The following is a 17,443-nucleotide window of genomic DNA, read 5'->3' as shown; positions in this document are numbered from 1 at the left end:
CGAGTATGAAGGTCAGAGACGCACGGACTTTGCGGACATGCTGTCCAGTGCCGCATCGTGGTGGGACGTTGATTCCGTGGTCGCGTCGTCGATGAGGTCTTGGATGTCGGCCTTGCGCTTGAATCGACCGACGACCTGTGAAGCCGCGACTGCGAGAACCAGAGCCCCGCCATAGAAGACGTTGGCCGCCCAGCCTGAAGCTCCGATGAGCTGGATCCCCGTGATGCCGGTTGTCAGGAAGTAGACGGCGACGAATGTTCCTACGGAGTTGAAGCGCCCTGGGTTGATCGCAGTGGAGCCCAAGAAGGCCGCGGCGAAAGCTGGCAAGAGATAGGGCGGACTCATCGCAGGGTTCACCGATCCGAGCGTTCCGATCATGACTACTCCGGCGGTCGCCGCCAGCGTGCTGGTGATGATCAGAGAACCCGTCCGGAGCCGGTCGACCGGTACGCCACTCAGCCGGGATGCGTTGTGATTCGACCCGACGAACCGGAGATGAGTGCCAACGATCGTGTATCGGAACACCCACCAGAGGATTGCCGTCAGAGCCACCCCGTACCAGAACGCGAGCGGTAGACCGATCACCTGGGCCCGCATGGCGCTAACCAAGCCGTCGCTGATGCCGAATGCCGTCTCTTGGTTGATGGCCACGGCAATCCCCCCGAAGAAGGTCCCCGACCCCAGGGTCACCACCATCGCGTTGATTCCCAACCCGACGACGAAGACGGCGTTCAGAGCCCCGATGAGAGCGCCACACAACAACATCACCATGATGGTTGGCACGATGGGCCACCCGAGCTCGACGTTGAGGAAGCCGCCGAGGACGGAGCTCACGCCCAGCACACCGGTGATGGACAGATCCACCTCTCCAGCACTGAGCGCCACGCACAAGGCCAGCGCCAAGAAGAGGATCACCGTCTGACTGCCGAAGATCGTCTGGACATTGGACCAGGTGAGAAAACGCTCAGGACGCAGGACGGAGAAGGCGGCGCCCACGCAGAGCCACACGCCGATAAGACCGAATTTCGGTGCGAAGGTTGACAGTTCAACGGATCGACGCCGCGCCATGATGAGTCCTTGTCTGTTCGAGGTGCACGAGTGAAGTGCAGGTGGGTTTCAGAAGCCGAGATGGACGGCGTCCTCGGGGCAGGCTCGCTGCGCCGAGCGCGCTGCCTCCTCGAGCGCCTCGGGGACGTCGCCATCGCCGATGACGGCGGCGAATCCCCACTCGTCGAGCTCGAAGAGCTCCGGGCACCGGTCCACGCAGGTCCCGTAGCCCTGACACCTGATCGCGTCGATGCGTGCCTTCATGACTGCTCCTCGAGGGTGGTGGTGGCGCCGTTCCCAGCGCGTGCTCGGGCGCCCACGAACTCCTTGGCGCTAATGACCGAGACGGTGGTGCGGGCCAGGGTCGCCGCCCCGTCGAGGAAGGCGCAGGCCCCGCGGCCGGGCAGGTCCACGCCCCACCGGGAGAGGTTGGCCAGGTCCTCGTCGTCGGCGAGTCCCTCCGCGTTCTTGCCGAGCGCCTTGCCGATGGCTCGGGTGCCGTTGCGGCAGACCCCGCACTGCTGGGCGCTCTCGGAGGCATACCAGGCACCGAGCTCGGCAACGATGCCGGCGACGTCCTCGTCGGGACCGATGACGGTGAGCGAGGCGCAGCCGAGTCCGCTCCCGGCGAGACGCAGGGTCGTGTAGTCGCACTCGAGGCCGAGGACCTCCGAGGCGTGCACGCCTCCGAACCACCCGCCGAGGAAGAGGCGCGAGACGGCCTCGGGCTGCACGCCGACGAAGGACAGCAGCTCGTGGATCTCGATGCCGAGCGGCGCCTCGATGATCGCGCAGTCCTCCGGTCCGCCCATGATCGTGAAGAGCGCGCTGCCGGGCGAGGTCCGGGTGCCGAGCTGGGCGAAGGCCTCCGCTCCGTGGCGGTGGATCCAGGCGACGTGGGCCAGCGTCTCGACGTTCTGGATGAGGGTCGGCTGGCCGCCGACGCCCTCCTCGAAGGGCCGGGGAGGCTTGAAGGTCGGCAGCGGCTGCTTGCCGTTGATGCCTTGCACGAGGGCGCTCTCCTCCCCCGTGACGTACCGGTGGTCGAGCGAGACGACCTCGATGTCCACCGACTCCTGCACCAGTCCCGCCGCCGCGAGGTCACCGATGGCCGCCTCGACGGAGGCGCGTGTGTCCGGACGGCTGACGCAGACGATGGTCCGGTCGGCTCCAAGGGCGGCGCCTGCCAGCAGCAGTCCCTCCAGGACGAGGTGGGGACGGTGGAGCAGCAGCCAACGGTCCTTGCCGGACGCCGGCTCGCCCTCGTGGCCGTTGGCCACGACGACACGCCGCCCGTCGGCCGCGGCGACCGAGCGCCACTTGACGTGGGCCGGGAAGCCGGCCCCGCCGCGGCCCTGGACCCGGGCACGGGTCAGCTCGTCGATGAGTCCGGCGGCTGACGCGGGCGTCGGTGTCTCCTGCAGGTACCCCGCCTCCTGCTCGCCGGCCAGCCCGAGCGGTGCGCCGTCAGGTCGGGTGCGCACGAGGCGCGGCTCCATGCAGGGCGCGACGCGAGCGGTCGGCAGACGATCGGGGACCCGACGCAGCAAGGGGAAGGTGGTCATCGGTGCTCCTCGATGATGGACAGGGCCGTCTCGATGGGGACGACCTCTCCGTACTTGGCCTGGATGTCGATCAGCGCGGCGTCGTGGGGCGACTGCTCACGGTCGCCGACGGCGGAGGCGACGACGAAGGGCCGCAGCCCCACGGAGATCGCGTCGACCGCGGTGGCGCGCACGCACCCGGAGGTCGTGGCGCCGCAGACGACGACCGTGTCGACGCCGGCCTCCTCCAGCCGGCTCGCCAGGTCGGTCCCGCTGAAGGCCGAGGCCGCCTGTTTGACGACGACGTGGTCTCCGTCGGCGATCCCGGCGGCCGGGTCGATGTCGACCCAGGGGGAACCGTCCCGCAGCTCGAGCATCGCGGGCATCTTCGTCAACCACACCGGCTCGTCGTCCGAGGCGAAGGCGATCGTCGTGAAGAGGACCGGCACGTCGGCCGCATGGGCGGCTGCCACGAGCCGGGCCGTCTCGGTGACGACGGTCGGCATCTCGAAGCCGGGGCCGCAGGCCGGGTCGGTGAAGCCCCGTTGCAGGTCGACGACGAGCAGGGCGGGTCGGTGACCCGGCGACAGGGCGCCGGCCAGGCCCCCTTCGGCGTACCGGGTGAGGACCGCGTCGCGGTCGGTGGAGGTCGTCACGGCGCTCACTCCAGCGAGGTGACGGGCCACTCGCCGTCACCGGCGCGCATGAGCGCGGAGTAGTAGCGGTAGAGGTTGCGCTGGACGCCCTCCTCGTAACGCGACCAGTAGGCCTTGCCGGGCCCGGGCCAGTCGTCGACCTCGCGGGCGATGCCGACACCGGGCATGCCCATCTTGTAGTTGAGCTGCATGTGCATCAGCTCCGCGGCGACGGACCGACCGGTGCGGCCCACGGTGATCCACGGCTCGGTGTCGTCCATCTCGAAGGAGCCGCCGACGGAGAAGGTCCCGAGGCCCGCCTTGTACGTGCGCTCCTTCTGCTCGTCGCTGAGGTTCTTGTACGCGAGGAACCAGTTCCAGATCTCGATCTCGCCCGGGCCCTTGGGCTGCCAGGTGCGCATGGTGAGGATGCCCGTGGGGGCGTGCTTGTCGCCGTCCTCGCTCATGGGCAGCGCCAGCACCGAGAAGTTGGGGAAGACATTGCCGACGAAGACCCGTGCGCGGCGCGCGATCTCGAGCTGGTGCTCGGAGATGTTCGTCGTGTCGAAGTGCTCGGCGAGGGTGTCGGGGAAACCGAAGAAGTTGGGTCCCGGCTCGTCCGGGTCCTCGGCCATGGAGAAGGACAACGAGTGTCCGGGCGCCGCCTGGACGTGGTAGCCCATCATGTTGTCCTGGAAGGCCACGGGGAAGGCCCCGATGTCCCACACCGAGCGGTGCAGAGTGCCCAGGTGGTAGTCGTCACCGGAGAAGTTGTCCGCCCCCGACTTCCAGTTGGCCTGCACGATGAAACGCTGCGGCGGGCCGAGCACCTCGACGCCGTCCTTGTCGAGGCCGAAGAGCAGCGACAGGTACCAGCCCATCCCGCCGAGGTACTCCTCGAGCGGCGGCGCGGTCGGGTCGAGGCTGGCGAAGACGAGCCCGAGGAAGCTCTCGACCTTCGGAGCCTTGAGCAGACCGTTGGACTCCTTGTCCATGCCCTCGAGGGCGTGCTTCCACAGCGGTGCCCCGATGAGCTTGCCGTCGGAGGCGTAGGTCCACCCGTGGTACGGGCACCGGAAGTGGCTGGAGTTGCCGGCGTCGGACCGGCACACCTGGACGCCGCGGTGGCGGCAGGCGTCCAGGAGGACGTGGATCTCGCCCTGCTCGTCGCGGGAGACGATGAAGTTGTCCTCGCCGATGGCCCGGACCACGTAGTCGCCGTTGGCGGCGATCTCCGACTCGTGGGCCAGGAAGACCCACGCGCGCCCGAAGACGCGGCGCAGCTCGGCCTGGTAGATCGCGGGGTCACCGAAGATCGAGGCCGGGATGTAGCCGTCGGGCAGGTTGGCGTCGAGCTCGTCGAGGAGCTCGGTCGCACGCGCGGTGAGCGGTGGGCGCACCTTGAGGGATTCGTTGACGTCCTGGGTCATGGCATGTCTCTTTCGTTGGTCCGTCGCCGGTCAGAAGAAGATCGAGAGGTTGTGGGTACCGATGACGGTGAGGTCGAGGACAACGGAGCGGCGCAGCAGTCGCAGGCCCTCCCCTTCGTCACGCAGGACGTCGTGCCGTTCGCCGGCGAGCAGCTGCGGCGTGGTCTGGTCCTGGCGGGTGCGGTAGATGAGGATGTTGGAGCGGACGGCGAGCTCGCCGGGACGCTCCCCGTGGCGGACGCGGACGTTCGTCACGAAGTGACGCACCCGCGACGGCGGGTCCTCCGCCCAGGCATAGGCCGTCTCGTTGCGCTTGACCTTCGAACCCAGCGAGCCGTAGTCCTCGTTGAGGTGGTACATCCCGGGCGCGACCCCGTTGCCGCGTGAGCGCTCGACGGTCTGGCGCAGCGGCAGCTGGTAGATCACGTCGCGGCTGACCATCTCGACGAGCCAGCGACGCTCCTCGAGGTCGTCGAGCAGCTCGGCCTCCAGCATGAGGAAGTCGACCGCGGCGGTGTGCTCCGGGCTGGTCGAGCTCAAGGGTCGGTTGGTCATCTCTGCTCCCTCTCGAGGTGGGTGGTCGGTCACGGGTGCATCGGCAGTCACAGCTGCCTCCCCGTGAAGAAGGCACTGTGGACGGCATCGAAGACGCGCCCCGATCGGTCGGCCGAGCCGATGGTGACGACCTGCTGCCCCCGCTCGGCCAGTGCCTGGCGAAGGGGGTCCCTCGCCTCCCGGCGCCCGCTCGCGAGGACGACGGTGTCGGCCTCGAGCAGCTCGCCGTCGGCCAGCGAGACGCCGTCAACCGTCACGCCTGTGGCGCGGGTCCCGGTGCGCACGTCGACCCCGGCCTCGGCGAGGAGCCTCGGCAGGGCCATGAGGTCGGTGAAGACCTCATCACCCTGCTGGAGTGACTCGTGCTGCTCGACCAGGGTGACCGTGGCACTGGGCACCTCCCGGGCGATCCGCAGGGCGCACTCGCACCCCTGGAACCCGCCACCGACGACGACGACGCAGGACCCGACGTCCTCGGGGCGCACCGTCGCTGGCGTCCTCGTCGTCACCCCGGCCGCGACGTCCAGGTCGGCATCCCGATGGATCTCGACGGCCGTCATCGGCACGGGGACATTGCCCTCGACCGCCTCGACCTCGCTCCAGGAGGAGGTCGAGGCGGACTTCAGCGGACGCGTGCCGAGGAACTTCTGGCGACCGCCGTGGGCCAGCTGGATGCCCACCTTCGCCCCGGTGGAACGCACCACGTCAGCGAGCCACCCCAGGCCGGCGACGTGCTCCCGCCGGGACAGACCGATCTGGTTGTGGATCGCCTTGGAGGCGTCATCGTCCACATGGGTGTACTCGACCATGACCAGGCCGGTACCCCCTTCGCCCAGGCGCCGGTAGTGGTCGACGGTGCGCTGGGTGACCGTCCCGTCCTGGTTGGCCGTGGCGGTCGCCTGCGGCGACTTCACGGCGCGGTTGCGCAGCTCGAGCCGGCCGATGTGTCCCGGGCGGGCCAGGCTGGCGAAGGGGGCAGCGTCCACTGCGGTCGACATGGTCGTCCTCTCTCAGGCGAAGTTCGTGGCGCGACTGCCGATGGCGCAGGCGTCGCACAGCGGTCGGTGGTCGTCGGAGTGGACGTCCCGGTCCATCTCGTAGGCGACGTAGGACTTCGTACACTCGTCGCACCGGACGTAGGTGCGCCAGACGTCGTCGACCTCGAGACGGATGTCGCTCACGGGCAGCTCGGCCCGGCGAGCGGCCATGACGAGATACCCGATCGTGTAGAGCACGACGGCGATGACGAGCGCGGCGACCGGGGCGATGGCGGCCAGCTTGGCCGGGGCCGCGCTGGACTCCTCGAGCCAGATCGCGACGGCGGCGGAGATCAACCACGCGGCCAGGCCCCACGTCACCCGGGGGGCCCGCTGCGCGCGGAACTCGGTGGCCCTCCACCCCTTCGACAGCGCGTAGTGGGCCAGGAGGATGCCGACCCAGCCGACCATGAAGGCGGCCTGCCAGCCGAGCATCCGCTGGATGTAGCTGAAGACATCGGTGAGCATGAGGAGGAAGACCACCGCGGTGAGCCCCGCGACGAGACCCAGCCGCGGGACCCGTCGGCCGGTCAGCGAGGTGATGACACGGGAGGCATTGGCCGAGGACTCGTAGTAGTTGAGCGTGTTGATCCGGGTCTGCGAGACGACGATGAGGATGAGACCGAAGACGCCCAGGCTGGACAGCAGAGCCGTGACCACGCCCGTCTCCGCGGCGGGCTCGTTGGGGATGACCGAGCGGACGAGGAAGATGCCCACGACGCCGTTGACGAGGAAGAGCAGGGTCTGGAAGACCCAGCCGAAGCTGACGTTGGTGTGGAACTTCTCGTCCTCGACCTTGCCGAAGCGGGCGAAGTCCGCCGTCGTCGGCATGAGGATGAACAGGCCCATGTAGAGCATGAAGGCGAGGACCCACCCCGGGTACGCACGCGCCTCCGGCGGGACGATGCCCTCGAAGTCCAGCCAGGCGGAGCCGACCGGGAAGCGGACCGCCGTGACGACGACCGCTGCGATGAGCCCGACGTAGTAGAAGGGCAGGAGGGCGCCGTTGAGCTTGGCCATGAAGGTCTGCACCCCGCCGAGCATCAGCGGCAGCATGATGAGGGCGACGACGGCGTACCAGACCTCGATGCGCCAGGACGGCGTGTAGTGCGCGAAGGCGACGGCCAGGGTGCTCGACTCGAAGACGGCGTAGTACACGGTGTTGGCGGTGAGCATCGCGGCAGCGAAGATCGCACCGAAGATGCCGAAGGTCTGGCGCGACAGCAGGGTCGCGTTGAGGCCGGTGCGGATCGTCCAGCGGGCGATCACCGCATTGCCGACGGAGTAGGTGACCACGGCGAGGACCATCGCGATGATCGCGTTGGCGCTACCGAAGAGGCTCGAGGCGAGGGCTCCGTAGAAGAGCCAGACCATCGCGGACAGCAGCGACCAGAAGGACATGGCCAGCTGCCACCTGCCGAGCCGCATCGAGATCGGGACGACGTGGTTGGCGTAGTCGTCGTGGTGCTGGTCGTCGACGACGCGCGGGTCGTCCGAGCCGGACAGCTCCAGCTCACGCACAGCTCGTGGCGTGAGCTCTGCCTGCGACTCCCTGGGGGCAACACCCATCTGAGGACCTTTCTTCAGGTGTACGCACCTTTGCATACACTTTGATGAAGTGTGGGACCCCGGTCACGAAGTGTCAAGGACCGGTTGGATGCAGGTCCGCGATGTGGACCGAGGCACACCTAGCCTGCGTGGCGTCAGCTGCGCCGCTGGCAGTTGGCGCACCAGTACAGAATGCGCCCGGCGACGTCCTTGGCCCGCACGACGGAGCCGCACCGCACGCAGTGCTCACCGGTGCGCTTGTAGACATAGCTCGTGCGCTCGTCGAGGTGCACGTCCTCCCCCTTCGCCAGGGCGGACTCGACCTGCTCGATCTCCTCGTCGACCGTGACGATCCGACTCGTCGCGACACCGAGCGGCAGCAGCCGGCGCAGGTCGGTCCAGACGAGGTCCCACGACGCGCGCTTGAGCCGCTCCCCCGGCGTCATTGGGTTGATCCGATGCCTGAAGAGGACCTCGCAGCGATAGACATTGCCGACGCCGGCGAGCACGTCCTGCTCCATGAGCAGCGCCGCGACCGACTTGCGTGAGCGGTGGATCCGCTCCCACGCCGGCCCACCATCGGTGTCCCGTAAGGGATCCGGACCGAGCTTGGCGTGGACCGCGTCCTCCTGCTCAGGCGTGATGACGGCGCAGGTCATCGGTCCGCGCAGGTCGGCGACGTGCTCGTCCGTCGCGATCCGGCAGCGGACCTGCCCGACGACCGGCTGCTCTCCGACATAGGCCGTGGCGTCGATGGTGAAGGTCCCGATGAGCCCGAGGTGCACGTGCAGCACCCGCTCCCCCGCGAACTCCACGAAGAGGTGCTTGCCGTGGGCCCGCGCCTCGATCAGCTCGTGGTCGGTGAGCAGCGCTGCGCCGGCGCCGAATCGGCCCTGGGGAGAAGATACCTCGACGACCTGCCCGGCAAAGGTGCCGTGCAGGTCGCGAGCGAGACGGTGGAGCGTGTGGCCTTCAGGCATGACGAAGGGAGGTCAGCTCGCCTTCTTCTTCGGGGACGATTTCTTCGCTGCGGTCTTCTTCGCCGTCGACGTCTTGGCTGCGGCCTTCTTGGCCGGAGTCTTCTTCGCGGCGGCCTTCTTCGTCGTCGTCGACTTCTTGGCCGCGCTCTTCTTCGCTGCAGACGCCGTGGGCTTCGTGGCCGGAGCGCTCGACGTGCTCTCGCCGCGAGAGGCCTTCGCCTTCTCCACGGACCGAGCGAGCGCAGCGAGCAGGTCGACGACCTCGCCGGACTCCTCCTCGTCGGGCTCAGGCTGCTGGACCTCGCCCCCTTCGAGCTTGGCCTTGACGAGCGCCTCGACGGCGAGCGCGTAGTCGTCCTCGTACTCGTCGGGGTCGTAGTCGCCGGCCAGCTCGTCGATGAGCATGCGGGCCATCGACATCTCCTTGTCGCTGACCTCCTGGTCCTCGATCGTCGCGAAGTCCGCAGCGCGGATCTCGTCGGGCCAGAGCATGGTCTGCATGACGATGACGCCGTCGCGGACCCGCAGGACGGCCATCGTCATCCGGGTGCGGATGGACACGGTGACGATCGCCATGCGCCCCTGGACCTCGAGCGCCTCACGCAGCAGCACATAGGGCTTGGTCGCGGACTTGTCGGGCTCGAGGTAATAGCTCTTGTCGAGGAGCATCGGGTCGATCTGGTCCTCGGGGACAAACTTTTCGACGCTGATCTCCTTGCTGGAGCGCGTCGGGAGATCGGCCATGTCCTCGTCCGTCAGGACGATCATGCTGCCGTCCTCGGTCTCGTACCCCTTGGCGATGTCGTCATAGGCGACCTCGTCGCCGTCCTTGCTGCAAAAGCGCTTGTACTTGATCCGGCCCCCGTCGGTGCGGTGCACCTGACGGAACTGGACATCGTGGTTTTCGGTCGCCGAGTACAGACGCACCGGGACGTTGACGAGGCCGAAGGAGACGGCGCCCTTCCAGATTGCACGCATGTTGTCCTCCCGCAGGTGTGGGTCGGTCGAAGCCTACGCGTCGGGGTCCGGCTGCAGAGCGTAGATCCGAGAGGGGCCATCGCCCTCCGAGGCGACGATCAACCCCAGCCCGGTACCGGTCACGGCGATCGGCACACCGTCAGCGGCATTGATGGGCCCAGGGAGCGGTGTGGTGCTGGCTCCCTTCCTCGTCGCTGCCGCATCGCGCGACCAGGCCCGGTCGTCGGTGATCCGGATGGTCGCCCACTGCTGGCCCAGGGGCTCCTTGGCGCCGGTGCCCAGATCGACCGCCACGGTGCCCGCCGTCGCCCACGATCCGTTGGGGGCGACGGCGAAGTCACCGACCGCGACCCGACCGGGGACGGTCGTCGTCCACGTCGGCTCCATCTGGTCGGTGACGTCGTAGCCCGCGAGGTGGGTCGTGCGGTTGTTGCGGGTCCAGTTGACGACGAGGGTCGTGCCCCCGACACCGAGCACCGCGCCCGGGAGCGCGCCATAGGCGGGGGGCGCGAGCAGGGTGCCGTCAGAGACCTCGCCGTTGTCCCCGCTGGACCACCAGTGACCGGTCGACCCGACGGACAGCACCCGTCCGTCGAGGTCCGCGGCCAGCGGCTGGCCGCCCGAGGGCAGCGCCCGGCGGCGCAGGGCGCCGTCGTGCAGGACGAGAGCGGTGAGGGTCTCCTCGTTGGCGAGCAGCGGGACCGGGCTGCCGGCCACGAGGGTGACATCGGCCTCGGTGAAGCTCCACGTCTGCGGCGTCGGCGTCTCGTCCTCGACGCCGAGGTGCCGCCACAGGTAGAGCTCGTTGGCCGTCGCCGCCACGACGGCCGGCTCGTCCTGCCACCTGATCAGCTGAGGTGGACCAGTGAGCGCGCCGGCGATCGGGCTGGACCAGAGCTCGGCTCCGTCCGAGGTGCTCAGCGCCGTGAGGTCGGGGGCCGCGGGATCGCCTGTCGTGGTGATCGCGGCGCCCTCGGCGACGAGCACCGTCGGGGCGCTGTCGCCCGCGGCGATCTCCGGCGAGGTCCACTCGGCCTGACTCGTCCAGCCGTGGACCGGGTCCACCGGCGACAGGCCGGGCGTGCCACCCGCCGAGTCGCCATCCCACGGCAACCCTCCTGCGATGACGAAGGGAGTGACCCCCAGGGCCACCACGACGGCCACGGCGACCGCGACGAGAGCCCAGCGACCCCGTCGCGGCGTCGGTCGAGGCCCACCCCAGGTGTTGGCCGGCGCTCCAGGGGCGGGCGCGCCACCGGGAGTACCGGCAAAGAGATCACGCACGTCGATGCGTGGCTGGGTGTCCATCTCGTCCTCGGACAGCTCGTCCTCACCGACGACCCGCATGACGCCGTCCCACGCCGTACGCGAGGCCTGCGGGAGAGTTCCCTGCTGCAGCGGATCGGCGTGCATGCGCGAGTCGTGGGGGACGACGAGCGTGGCGCGGGCCAGGCTCGCAAACCTGCTGGTCACCTCGCTGGGCGCCGGGTGGCTCGCGTCGGCCCTGGCGAGCACGACGACGGTCCGGGCGGCGAGGGACGATGCCGCCCCGCCCCACCCATGCAGCACCTGCAGCTTGGCGGCCGCCGAGGTGACCTCGGCAGTGGTCGAGGCGACGACGACCTGGTCGGCGCGCTCGACGATCTGGGACCAGTGCAGGGGGTAGGTCGCGGTCGCGATCACCAGCGAGTGGGTACCGCGGGACAAGCGGTGCACCATGACGAGACCGGGGCCGCTGGGCGCCGCTGGTCCGCTCGTGGTGAGCAGCGAGTACCCCTCGCGGCGGATGGCTGCTGCCGCCAGCATGGTCGCGGTCGTGGTCGCGATCGATCCCTCGCCGATGACCACGATGGTGCGCTCGGCGCTCTGGCCCTGACCCACGACGTCCCCTCACTGGCGTGACAACTGATCCGGTGGGGTCCCCACGGCCCCATCACTGCGGTCACGATATCCCTGCTGGCGGCTGACGACGGCAGGATGGCTCCATGCGCCCGATGCTCGCCACCCTCACCGAGACGGTCCCGGCAGGGCCGGAGTGGGTGCACGAGGTCAAGTGGGACGGCATGCGCATCCTGGCCGAGGCGAAGGGAGGCGGCCTGACCCTGACGAGTCGCTCGGGGCGGGACGTCACCGTCGCCTTCCCCGAGCTGGTCCCGCTGGCCGACCTCTACGACGACATGCTCCTCGACGGCGAGGTGGTCTCCTTCGTCGACGGGCGCCCCTCCTTCGCCGCGCTCGCCGACCGGATGCACGTGGCCGACGCGCGCAAGGCGGCCCGGGCCGCCGTCGCCCGTCCGGTGACCTTCGTCGTCTTCGACGTGGTGCGGCTGCTGGGCCAGGACCTCACGACACAGCCGTGGGCGACGCGACGTGCCCTGCTCGAGCAGCTCGAGCTCGACGGTCCGCGGTGGCAGGTGCCACCGACCCATGAGGACGGTGAGGGGCTGCTCGCGGCGACCGCGGAGCAGGGCCTCGAAGGCATCGTCTCCAAGCGCCGCAGCTCCCCCTACTCCCCCGGGCGTCGCTCGTCTGACTGGCTCAAGCGGCCCCACCGCGACACCCTCTCGGTGGTCGTCGGGGGCTGGCGCCCCGAGGCCGGAGGCAACCGGCTGGGCTCCGTGCTCGTGGGCCGGCCCGGCCCGGACGGCTGGGAGTTCGTGGGGCGCGTCGGCGCCGGGCTCGCCGGACGCGCGGGGGCGACCCTCCTCACGCGGCTGCGTCCGCTGGAGCGAGCGGGGTCCCCCTTCGTCACGCAGGTGCCGCGTGAGGACGCCGTCGGGACGACGTGGGTCGAGCCGGAGGTCGTGCTCGATGTCGCGAGTCTGGGCCGCAGCGGTGGCGGACGGCTACGGCAGCCGTCCTATCAACGGATGCGCTCGGACCTGACCGCCGCCGACCTGCGGGAGGCCACCGATGGCTGACTCCAGAGGGACGGCCACCCGGGTCGAGGTCGCCGGCCGCACGATGCGCCTGACCTCGCTGGACAAGGTCATGTATCCCGCGACCGAGACGACCAAGGGAGAGGTCCTCTCCTATTACGCCCGGGCAGGCGAGACGGTCCTGGCGCATCTGGCCGGCCGACCGGTGACGCGGGTGCGCTTCCCTCACGGCGTGGAGGACATGAGCTTCTTCGAGAAGAACCTGCCCTCCGGCGCGCCGAGCTGGCTGCCCAGGGTCGAGATCTCCGACGTCACCTATCCCCTCGTCGAGGACCTCGCGCAGCTGACCTACCTCGTGAACCTCAACAGCATCGAGCTGCACGTACCCCAGTGGCGGGTCGAGGACGGCGAGCGGCTCAACCCCGACCGGCTCGTCATCGACCTCGACCCGGGCAAGCCGGCAGGCCTGCACGAGTGCGCCCGCGTCGCGCTCCTGCTGCGGGAGCGCCTCGGCGGGCTCGGTCTCGACCTGCACCCGGTGACCTCCGGCAGCAAGGGGATGCAGCTCTACGCCCGGCTCGGGGGCGACCTCACGAGCGACCAGGTCCGTGACCTCGCTCAGCAGCTCGCGCAGGAGATGACGCACAAGCACCCCGAGCTCGTGCTGTGGAAGATGACCAAGACGCTGCGCCCCGGCAAGGTCTTCATCGACTGGAGCCAAAATGTCGCCGCCAAGACGACCGTGTGCCCCTACTCGATGCGGGGGCGTGAGGACCCGTGGGTCGCGGCTCCGCGGACCTGGGAGGAGGTCGAGGCGGGCGGCGAGGACGCGGACGCGCTCACCCAGCTGGACTTCGAGCAGGTGCTGCAGCGGCTCGAGAGCGACGGCGACCTGCTCGCCCCGCTGATCGCCGACTGAGCGTCGGGCGGCGACCACCGCGCGCAGCTCCGATTCGTCCAAGACTCCCGGCGCCCCCGAGGGCAGGCTGGACGACATGGACGACATCCAGGTCTCATCCAAGCTGGTGGTCAGCGACGCCACCGCAGCCATGGCCTTCATGGTCGACGTGCTCGACGCGCTCCCGGGACCGGTCCACCGCAGCGGTGGCGCCGTCCAGCACGCCAGCGTGACCGTGGCCGGTCGGGCCTTCAGCCTCAAGGACGCCGATGCGCACGACCCTGTGCCGACGCCCGGCGCCATCGTGGAGGTGACGTGCGCCAGCCCGGACTCCCTCGCCCAGCGGGCGATCGCTCACGGCGCGGCGGTGCTGATCCCGGTGTCCGACCAGCCCTACGGGGCCCGCGCGGGGCGTCTCGTCGACCCGTGGGGCACGCAGTGGCTGCTCACGACGCCCGTCAGGGACGTCTAGGGCACCCAGCGCACGGCTGGCAGTCCGGCAGCGAGTAGATCAGGCAGCACGAGAGCCGCTCGGGCGGTGGCGCGCCGGCCAGCCGGGCGAGGGACATCTCCCACATGTCCTCGACCATGCCGAGGCGCTGGCGGGAGCTCATCCTCGTGGGCGAGGGCAGCGCGGTCGCGATCTGGTCGGCCGTGGCGCGATATCCCTCGTAGGCGAGGTCGAGCCGCTCGGTGTCGTCGTCGACGCGGCGGTGGTCACCCGCGCGCACCTGCGCCGCGACGGGATAGAGGTAGGTCGGCTCGAGGCCGATCGACCAGAGCGAGGGGTCCGCCGACAGCGCGAAGGGGGTCCGGGTCGCGGCCGCGGAGATGACCGTGGCCAGCGGGTCGACGAGGTACTGCAGGACGAAGGCGGAGGGCATGCCGGGTGGGGCCGTGCCCCACTGCTCGATCGTCAGCTCGCGATAGGTGTCGATCCACCCCGGGGCGATCTCGTGCGCCCTGGCCAGGGGTATGCCGAGGTCCGGGTCGCCGTCATCGGCGACCCGGACCTGCAGCACGGCAAGAGAGCGGCCGAGCTGCGAGATGACATCGCGCAGCTCGGCACTCACGGGTGGGTGACTCAGCCGTTGGCCTTGGCGTAGGCGTCGCGCACCTTCTGGCTGATGCGCCCGCGGTCGGAGACGTCGTGGCCGTTGGCCCGAGCCCACTCGCGGATCTTGGTCAGCTCACCGCTGTTGGAGCGGGCGCTGGAGGAAGATCCGCTGCTCTTGCGTCCGGAGACACGACGACCGGCACCGACATAACCGGCGAGTGCGTCACGCAGTGCCGCTGCGTTCTTGTCGTTGAGGTCGATCTCGTAGGTCACGCCGTCAAGCCCGAAGGTGATGGTCTCGGTGGCGTCGCCACCGTCGAGGTCGTCCTCGAGGATGATCTGGACACGCTGCGCCATAGTCATTCCATTCATTGGTGAATTGATGTTTCGCGCCCCCCACCATAGTCAGGTATTCGGAGAATCTCCCGAGTTGTCCCCAGAAGCCCCGTCTTCGGACTTTGCCTTCTGGTCGGCATTCCACTTCGCGAGCGCCTTTCGCTCACTGCGATCTGCCTCGATCATGTATCGGATGATCCAGTAGAAGAGGAATGCGACACCGACCGTGGGCAGCAATGCCGCCGCATAAGCCCAGTACTCATTGACGAGGTCCATCTCAGGCCTCGGGCTTCAGGTGCGGAAAGAGAATGGTCTCTCGGATGCCCGCACCGGTGAAGAGCATGATGAGCCGGTCGATCCCCAGGCCCAGGCCGCCCATGGGCGGCGCGCCGAACTCCAGGGCACGCAAGAAGTCCTCGTCCAGCTGCATCGCCTCGTCGTCACCAGCGGCCGCACGTCGCGACTGGTCCTCGAGGACCTCTCGCTGGATGACCGGGTCGATCAGCTCGGAGAAGGCGGTACCGCGCTCCACGCCGCCGATGAAGAGGTCCCAGGCCTCGATCTGGCCGGGCTTGTCCCGGTGGGGACGGGCCAGCGGCTGGGCGATGGCCGGGTAGTCGCAGATGAAGGTCGGCTGCACGCAGGTCGGCTCGACGAGCTCGGCGACGAGCTCCATGGCGGCCTTGCCGGCATCCCACGCAGGGTCGAGCTGGACCCCCTTGGCGTCGGCGATCTCGCGCAGTCGCTCCAGCGGAGTATCGACGTCGACGCTCTCGCCCACGGCCTCGCTCAAACCGTCGTAGAAGGAGAGCCAGCGCCATTCGCCGCTGAGGTCGGCCTCCCCGGCGGGGGTGCTCACCACCGTGGTTCCGGCGACCTTGGCCGCGGCCAAGTGCAATTCCTTGATGAGCTCGGCCATCGTGAACTGGTCACCCCAGGCCTCATAGACCTCGAGCGAGGTGAATTCGGGGGAGTGGGTCGAGTCGACGCCTTCGTTGCGGAATAGGCGACCCATCTCGTAGACCCGGTCGACACCCCCGACAACGGCCTTCTTCAGCGGCAGCTCCAAGGCGATGCGCAGTGACATCTCTTGGTCAAAGGCATTCATGTGCGTGTCAAAGGGACGTGCGGCCGCGCCACCGTGCACGAGCTGCAGCACGGGGGTCTCGATCTCGATGAAGGAGCGCTCGTGCAGGGTCTCGCGGATGGCGCGCACGATCCCGGCGCGCAGGCGCACCATGTCGCGCGCCTCCTGACGCACGACGAGGTCGGCGTAGCGCTGACGCACGCGGGCCTCCTCCGACAGGTCCTTGTGGAGGACTGGCAGGGGACGCAGCGCCTTGGAGGCCATAGTCCAGGAGGTCGCCATGACGGAGAGCTCACCGCGGCGGGAGCGGATGACCCGACCGGTGACCGCGACGTGGTCCCCGAGGTCGACATCGGCCTTCCATGCGGCCAGGGAGTCCTCGCCGACCTCGGCGAGGGAGAGCATCACCTGCAGGCGGGTCCCGATGCCCTCCTGCAGTGCCGCGAAGGCCAGCTTGCCGGTGTTGCGCACGAACATCACCCGGCCGGCGACGGTGACGACGTCCTGGGTCTCCTCGCCGGTCTCGAGCTGCTGCCAGCCGTCGTTGACCTGCTCGAGGGAGTGGGTGCGGCCCACCGTGACCGGGTAGGCCTGCTTGCCCTCGGCGAGCAGGCGGTCGCGCTTGGCGCGACGGAAGCGCATCTGCTCGGGCAGCTCGTCGTCGGCAGGGGGCTCGATGGGGGTGTCACTCACGGGACACCACGATATCCGCGAGCCTCTCCGACCCCGAATCCGCACGCTGTCGCGCTGGCCACGAGCGGTCCGACATCGTCTCCGCCGCCTCCGGCGGTGACTCACGTGGCGCATCACGATCCAGCACACGAGTCACGACCGGAGGCGCCCGGGCGGACCGTCGTGCCTCGCTCAGTCCCTCGGGCGCGCGACCTGCCAGGCCGCCAGCCCCGCGCACACGATCAGGGCGAGCGGCCCCTGGGCGAGCGCATCCCCGATGAGCACGACCGCCGCTCCCACGAGCACCAGGTCCGGGCCGAGCACGAGTCGCCGGACGAGCCCAACGTGCATGGCCCCGCCCGGGGTGGCCAGCGCGGCCCCGAGCTCCGGCGGCGGGTCGCAGGCGCGCATGGCCCCGGCCATAGCGGCGAAGGCGAAGCCGAGAGGGGCCCACCATGACAAGCCGAGAGCGCCCACGGCGATGGCCGACCCCACGACCGTCATGGCGAAGGGGGGTACCGCCAGGACCGCAGCCACGGCAGCCGGGTGAGCGGGCAGGGCACGACGCAGGCCGGGCGTGGTGAGCCACGTGGACAAGCCGCCGGCGCCCGCGCGGGCGACGGCGAAGACGGCGAGTGCGGCGAGCACCGCCCCGGCGAGACGTCCGAGGAGGAGCCCGACGACGAGCGCGCCCGCGCACGCGAGCAAGGCGGTGGCGATCTGCCGGGAGCGGCGGGCGAGGGCGTGGGCCTCGTGGAGC

General features: G+C 69.5%; 19 protein-coding genes. 3 read left to right on the top strand and 16 right to left on the bottom strand.

Features of this window, described 5'->3' with window-relative positions; all coding sequences use genetic code 11:
• Positions 1–12: 12 nt before the first annotated feature.
• From JLI01S_RS11560 to JLI01S_RS11510, 11 genes are all read right to left on the bottom strand, one after another.
• A complete protein-coding gene (locus JLI01S_RS11560; protein ID WP_068264667.1) occupies positions 13–1,068 on the bottom strand; it encodes an ABC transporter permease in 1,056 nt (351 codons plus the stop codon).
• Between the two features lie 48 nt (positions 1,069–1,116).
• Positions 1,117–1,311 (bottom strand): ferredoxin, encoded by a 195-nt coding sequence (locus JLI01S_RS11555; protein WP_068264665.1) that lies wholly within the window; start codon positions 1,309–1,311, stop codon positions 1,117–1,119.
• A complete protein-coding gene (locus tag JLI01S_RS11550) occupies positions 1,308–2,612 on the bottom strand; it encodes an NADH-ubiquinone oxidoreductase-F iron-sulfur binding region domain-containing protein (protein WP_068264663.1) in 1,305 nt (434 codons plus the stop codon). Before JLI01S_RS11550 ends, JLI01S_RS11555 begins: the two co-directional genes overlap by 4 nt.
• On the bottom strand, positions 2,609–3,247 hold the full coding sequence (locus tag JLI01S_RS11545) for an isochorismatase family protein (protein ID WP_245634598.1): 639 nt from the start codon (positions 3,245–3,247) through the stop codon (positions 2,609–2,611). The genes JLI01S_RS11550 and JLI01S_RS11545 overlap by 4 nt, the downstream gene beginning before the upstream one ends.
• A 5-nt stretch (positions 3,248–3,252) precedes the next feature.
• Positions 3,253–4,656 carry an aromatic ring-hydroxylating oxygenase subunit alpha gene (locus tag JLI01S_RS11540; protein ID WP_068264659.1) on the bottom strand — a complete coding sequence of 468 codons (1,404 nt, stop codon included), beginning with the start codon at positions 4,654–4,656 and terminating at the stop codon, positions 3,253–3,255.
• A 30-nt stretch (positions 4,657–4,686) separates the two neighbouring features.
• A complete protein-coding gene (locus JLI01S_RS11535) occupies positions 4,687–5,211 on the bottom strand; it encodes an aromatic-ring-hydroxylating dioxygenase subunit beta (protein WP_068264657.1) in 525 nt (174 codons plus the stop codon).
• 47 nt (positions 5,212–5,258) lie between these two features.
• Positions 5,259–6,209 (bottom strand): oxidoreductase, encoded by a 951-nt coding sequence (locus JLI01S_RS11530; RefSeq protein ID WP_068264655.1) that lies wholly within the window; start codon positions 6,207–6,209, stop codon positions 5,259–5,261.
• A gap of 12 nt (positions 6,210–6,221) precedes the next feature.
• Positions 6,222–7,817, bottom strand: a complete 1,596-nt coding sequence (locus JLI01S_RS11525; RefSeq protein ID WP_068264654.1) for a purine-cytosine permease family protein — start codon at positions 7,815–7,817, stop codon at positions 6,222–6,224.
• Positions 7,818–7,951: 134 nt separating this feature from the next.
• Positions 7,952–8,776, bottom strand: a complete 825-nt coding sequence (locus JLI01S_RS11520) for an Fpg/Nei family DNA glycosylase (RefSeq protein ID WP_068264652.1) — start codon at positions 8,774–8,776, stop codon at positions 7,952–7,954.
• Positions 8,777–8,788: 12 nt separating this feature from the next.
• Positions 8,789–9,754 (bottom strand): non-homologous end joining protein Ku, encoded by a 966-nt coding sequence (gene ku / locus JLI01S_RS11515; RefSeq protein ID WP_068264650.1) that lies wholly within the window; start codon positions 9,752–9,754, stop codon positions 8,789–8,791.
• A gap of 33 nt (positions 9,755–9,787) precedes the next feature.
• Positions 9,788–11,635 (bottom strand): hypothetical protein, encoded by a 1,848-nt coding sequence (locus JLI01S_RS11510; protein ID WP_068264648.1) that lies wholly within the window; start codon positions 11,633–11,635, stop codon positions 9,788–9,790.
• Positions 11,636–11,739: 104 nt separating this feature from the next.
• Between JLI01S_RS11510 and ligD (JLI01S_RS11505) the strand changes: the two genes are divergently transcribed.
• From ligD (JLI01S_RS11505) to JLI01S_RS11495, 3 genes are all read left to right on the top strand, one after another.
• Positions 11,740–12,675, top strand: a complete 936-nt coding sequence (gene ligD / locus JLI01S_RS11505) for a non-homologous end-joining DNA ligase (protein WP_068264646.1) — start codon at positions 11,740–11,742, stop codon at positions 12,673–12,675.
• Positions 12,668–13,552, top strand: a complete 885-nt coding sequence (gene ligD, locus JLI01S_RS11500) for a non-homologous end-joining DNA ligase (RefSeq protein ID WP_068264644.1) — start codon at positions 12,668–12,670, stop codon at positions 13,550–13,552. Before ligD (JLI01S_RS11505) ends, ligD (JLI01S_RS11500) begins: the two co-directional genes overlap by 8 nt.
• A gap of 76 nt (positions 13,553–13,628) precedes the next feature.
• Entirely contained in the window at positions 13,629–14,003 is a 375-nt protein-coding gene (locus tag JLI01S_RS11495; RefSeq protein ID WP_068264642.1) for a VOC family protein, read from the top strand.
• Here the strand turns inward: JLI01S_RS11495 and JLI01S_RS11490 are convergent.
• The 5 genes from JLI01S_RS11490 to JLI01S_RS17145 all read right to left on the bottom strand — a co-directional run.
• Positions 13,990–14,604, bottom strand: a complete 615-nt coding sequence (locus JLI01S_RS11490; RefSeq protein WP_068264641.1) for a (2Fe-2S)-binding protein — start codon at positions 14,602–14,604, stop codon at positions 13,990–13,992. The two genes, JLI01S_RS11495 and JLI01S_RS11490, sit on opposite strands and share 14 nt — an antisense overlap.
• 11 nt (positions 14,605–14,615) lie before the next feature.
• A complete protein-coding gene (locus JLI01S_RS11485; protein ID WP_068264640.1) occupies positions 14,616–14,945 on the bottom strand; it encodes a histone-like nucleoid-structuring protein Lsr2 in 330 nt (109 codons plus the stop codon).
• A gap of 48 nt (positions 14,946–14,993) precedes the next feature.
• The gene (locus tag JLI01S_RS11480; protein ID WP_068264637.1) at positions 14,994–15,200 is read right to left on the bottom strand and encodes a hypothetical protein; all 207 of its coding nucleotides are present in this window, start codon (positions 15,198–15,200) and stop codon (positions 14,994–14,996) included.
• Between the two features lies 1 nt (position 15,201).
• The gene (gene lysS / locus JLI01S_RS11475; protein WP_245634600.1) at positions 15,202–16,653 is read right to left on the bottom strand and encodes a lysine--tRNA ligase; all 1,452 of its coding nucleotides are present in this window, start codon (positions 16,651–16,653) and stop codon (positions 15,202–15,204) included.
• 222 nt (positions 16,654–16,875) lie between these two features.
• Positions 16,876–17,443: hypothetical protein (locus JLI01S_RS17145; protein WP_218005503.1), on the bottom strand; the 568-nt coding region annotated here is incomplete at its 5' end.

The organism is Janibacter limosus NBRC 16128 (assembly GCF_001570985.1).
Classification (GTDB): domain Bacteria; phylum Actinomycetota; class Actinomycetes; order Actinomycetales; family Dermatophilaceae; genus Janibacter; species Janibacter limosus.
The sequence above is the reverse complement of the archived record's forward strand: the minus strand, read 5'-3'. Positions and strand labels throughout refer to the sequence as shown.

Excerpts from the sequence above, each read along its gene's own strand:
- JLI01S_RS11560 (WP_068264667.1), bottom strand. The coding sequence starts at position 1,068 with ATGGCGCGGCGTCGATCCGTTGAACTGTCAACCTTCGCACCGAAATTC.
- JLI01S_RS11555 (WP_068264665.1), bottom strand. The coding sequence starts at position 1,311 with ATGAAGGCACGCATCGACGCGATCAGGTGTCAGGGCTACGGGACCTGC.
- JLI01S_RS11550 (WP_068264663.1), bottom strand. The coding sequence starts at position 2,612 with ATGACCACCTTCCCCTTGCTGCGTCGGGTCCCCGATCGTCTGCCGACC.
- JLI01S_RS11540 (WP_068264659.1), bottom strand. The coding sequence starts at position 4,656 with ATGACCCAGGACGTCAACGAATCCCTCAAGGTGCGCCCACCGCTCACC.
- JLI01S_RS11535 (WP_068264657.1), bottom strand. The coding sequence starts at position 5,211 with ATGACCAACCGACCCTTGAGCTCGACCAGCCCGGAGCACACCGCCGCG.
- JLI01S_RS11530 (WP_068264655.1), bottom strand. The coding sequence starts at position 6,209 with ATGTCGACCGCAGTGGACGCTGCCCCCTTCGCCAGCCTGGCCCGCCCG.
- JLI01S_RS11525 (WP_068264654.1), bottom strand. The coding sequence starts at position 7,817 with ATGGGTGTTGCCCCCAGGGAGTCGCAGGCAGAGCTCACGCCACGAGCT.
- JLI01S_RS11520 (WP_068264652.1), bottom strand. The coding sequence starts at position 8,776 with ATGCCTGAAGGCCACACGCTCCACCGTCTCGCTCGCGACCTGCACGGC.
- ku (WP_068264650.1), bottom strand. The coding sequence starts at position 9,754 with ATGCGTGCAATCTGGAAGGGCGCCGTCTCCTTCGGCCTCGTCAACGTC.
- ligD (WP_068264646.1), top strand. The coding sequence starts at position 11,740 with ATGCGCCCGATGCTCGCCACCCTCACCGAGACGGTCCCGGCAGGGCCG.
- ligD (WP_068264644.1), top strand. The coding sequence starts at position 12,668 with ATGGCTGACTCCAGAGGGACGGCCACCCGGGTCGAGGTCGCCGGCCGC.
- JLI01S_RS11495 (WP_068264642.1), top strand. The coding sequence starts at position 13,629 with ATGGACGACATCCAGGTCTCATCCAAGCTGGTGGTCAGCGACGCCACC.
- JLI01S_RS11485 (WP_068264640.1), bottom strand. The coding sequence starts at position 14,945 with ATGGCGCAGCGTGTCCAGATCATCCTCGAGGACGACCTCGACGGTGGC.
- JLI01S_RS11480 (WP_068264637.1), bottom strand. The coding sequence starts at position 15,200 with ATGGACCTCGTCAATGAGTACTGGGCTTATGCGGCGGCATTGCTGCCC.
- lysS (WP_245634600.1), bottom strand. The coding sequence starts at position 16,653 with ATGCGCTTCCGTCGCGCCAAGCGCGACCGCCTGCTCGCCGAGGGCAAG.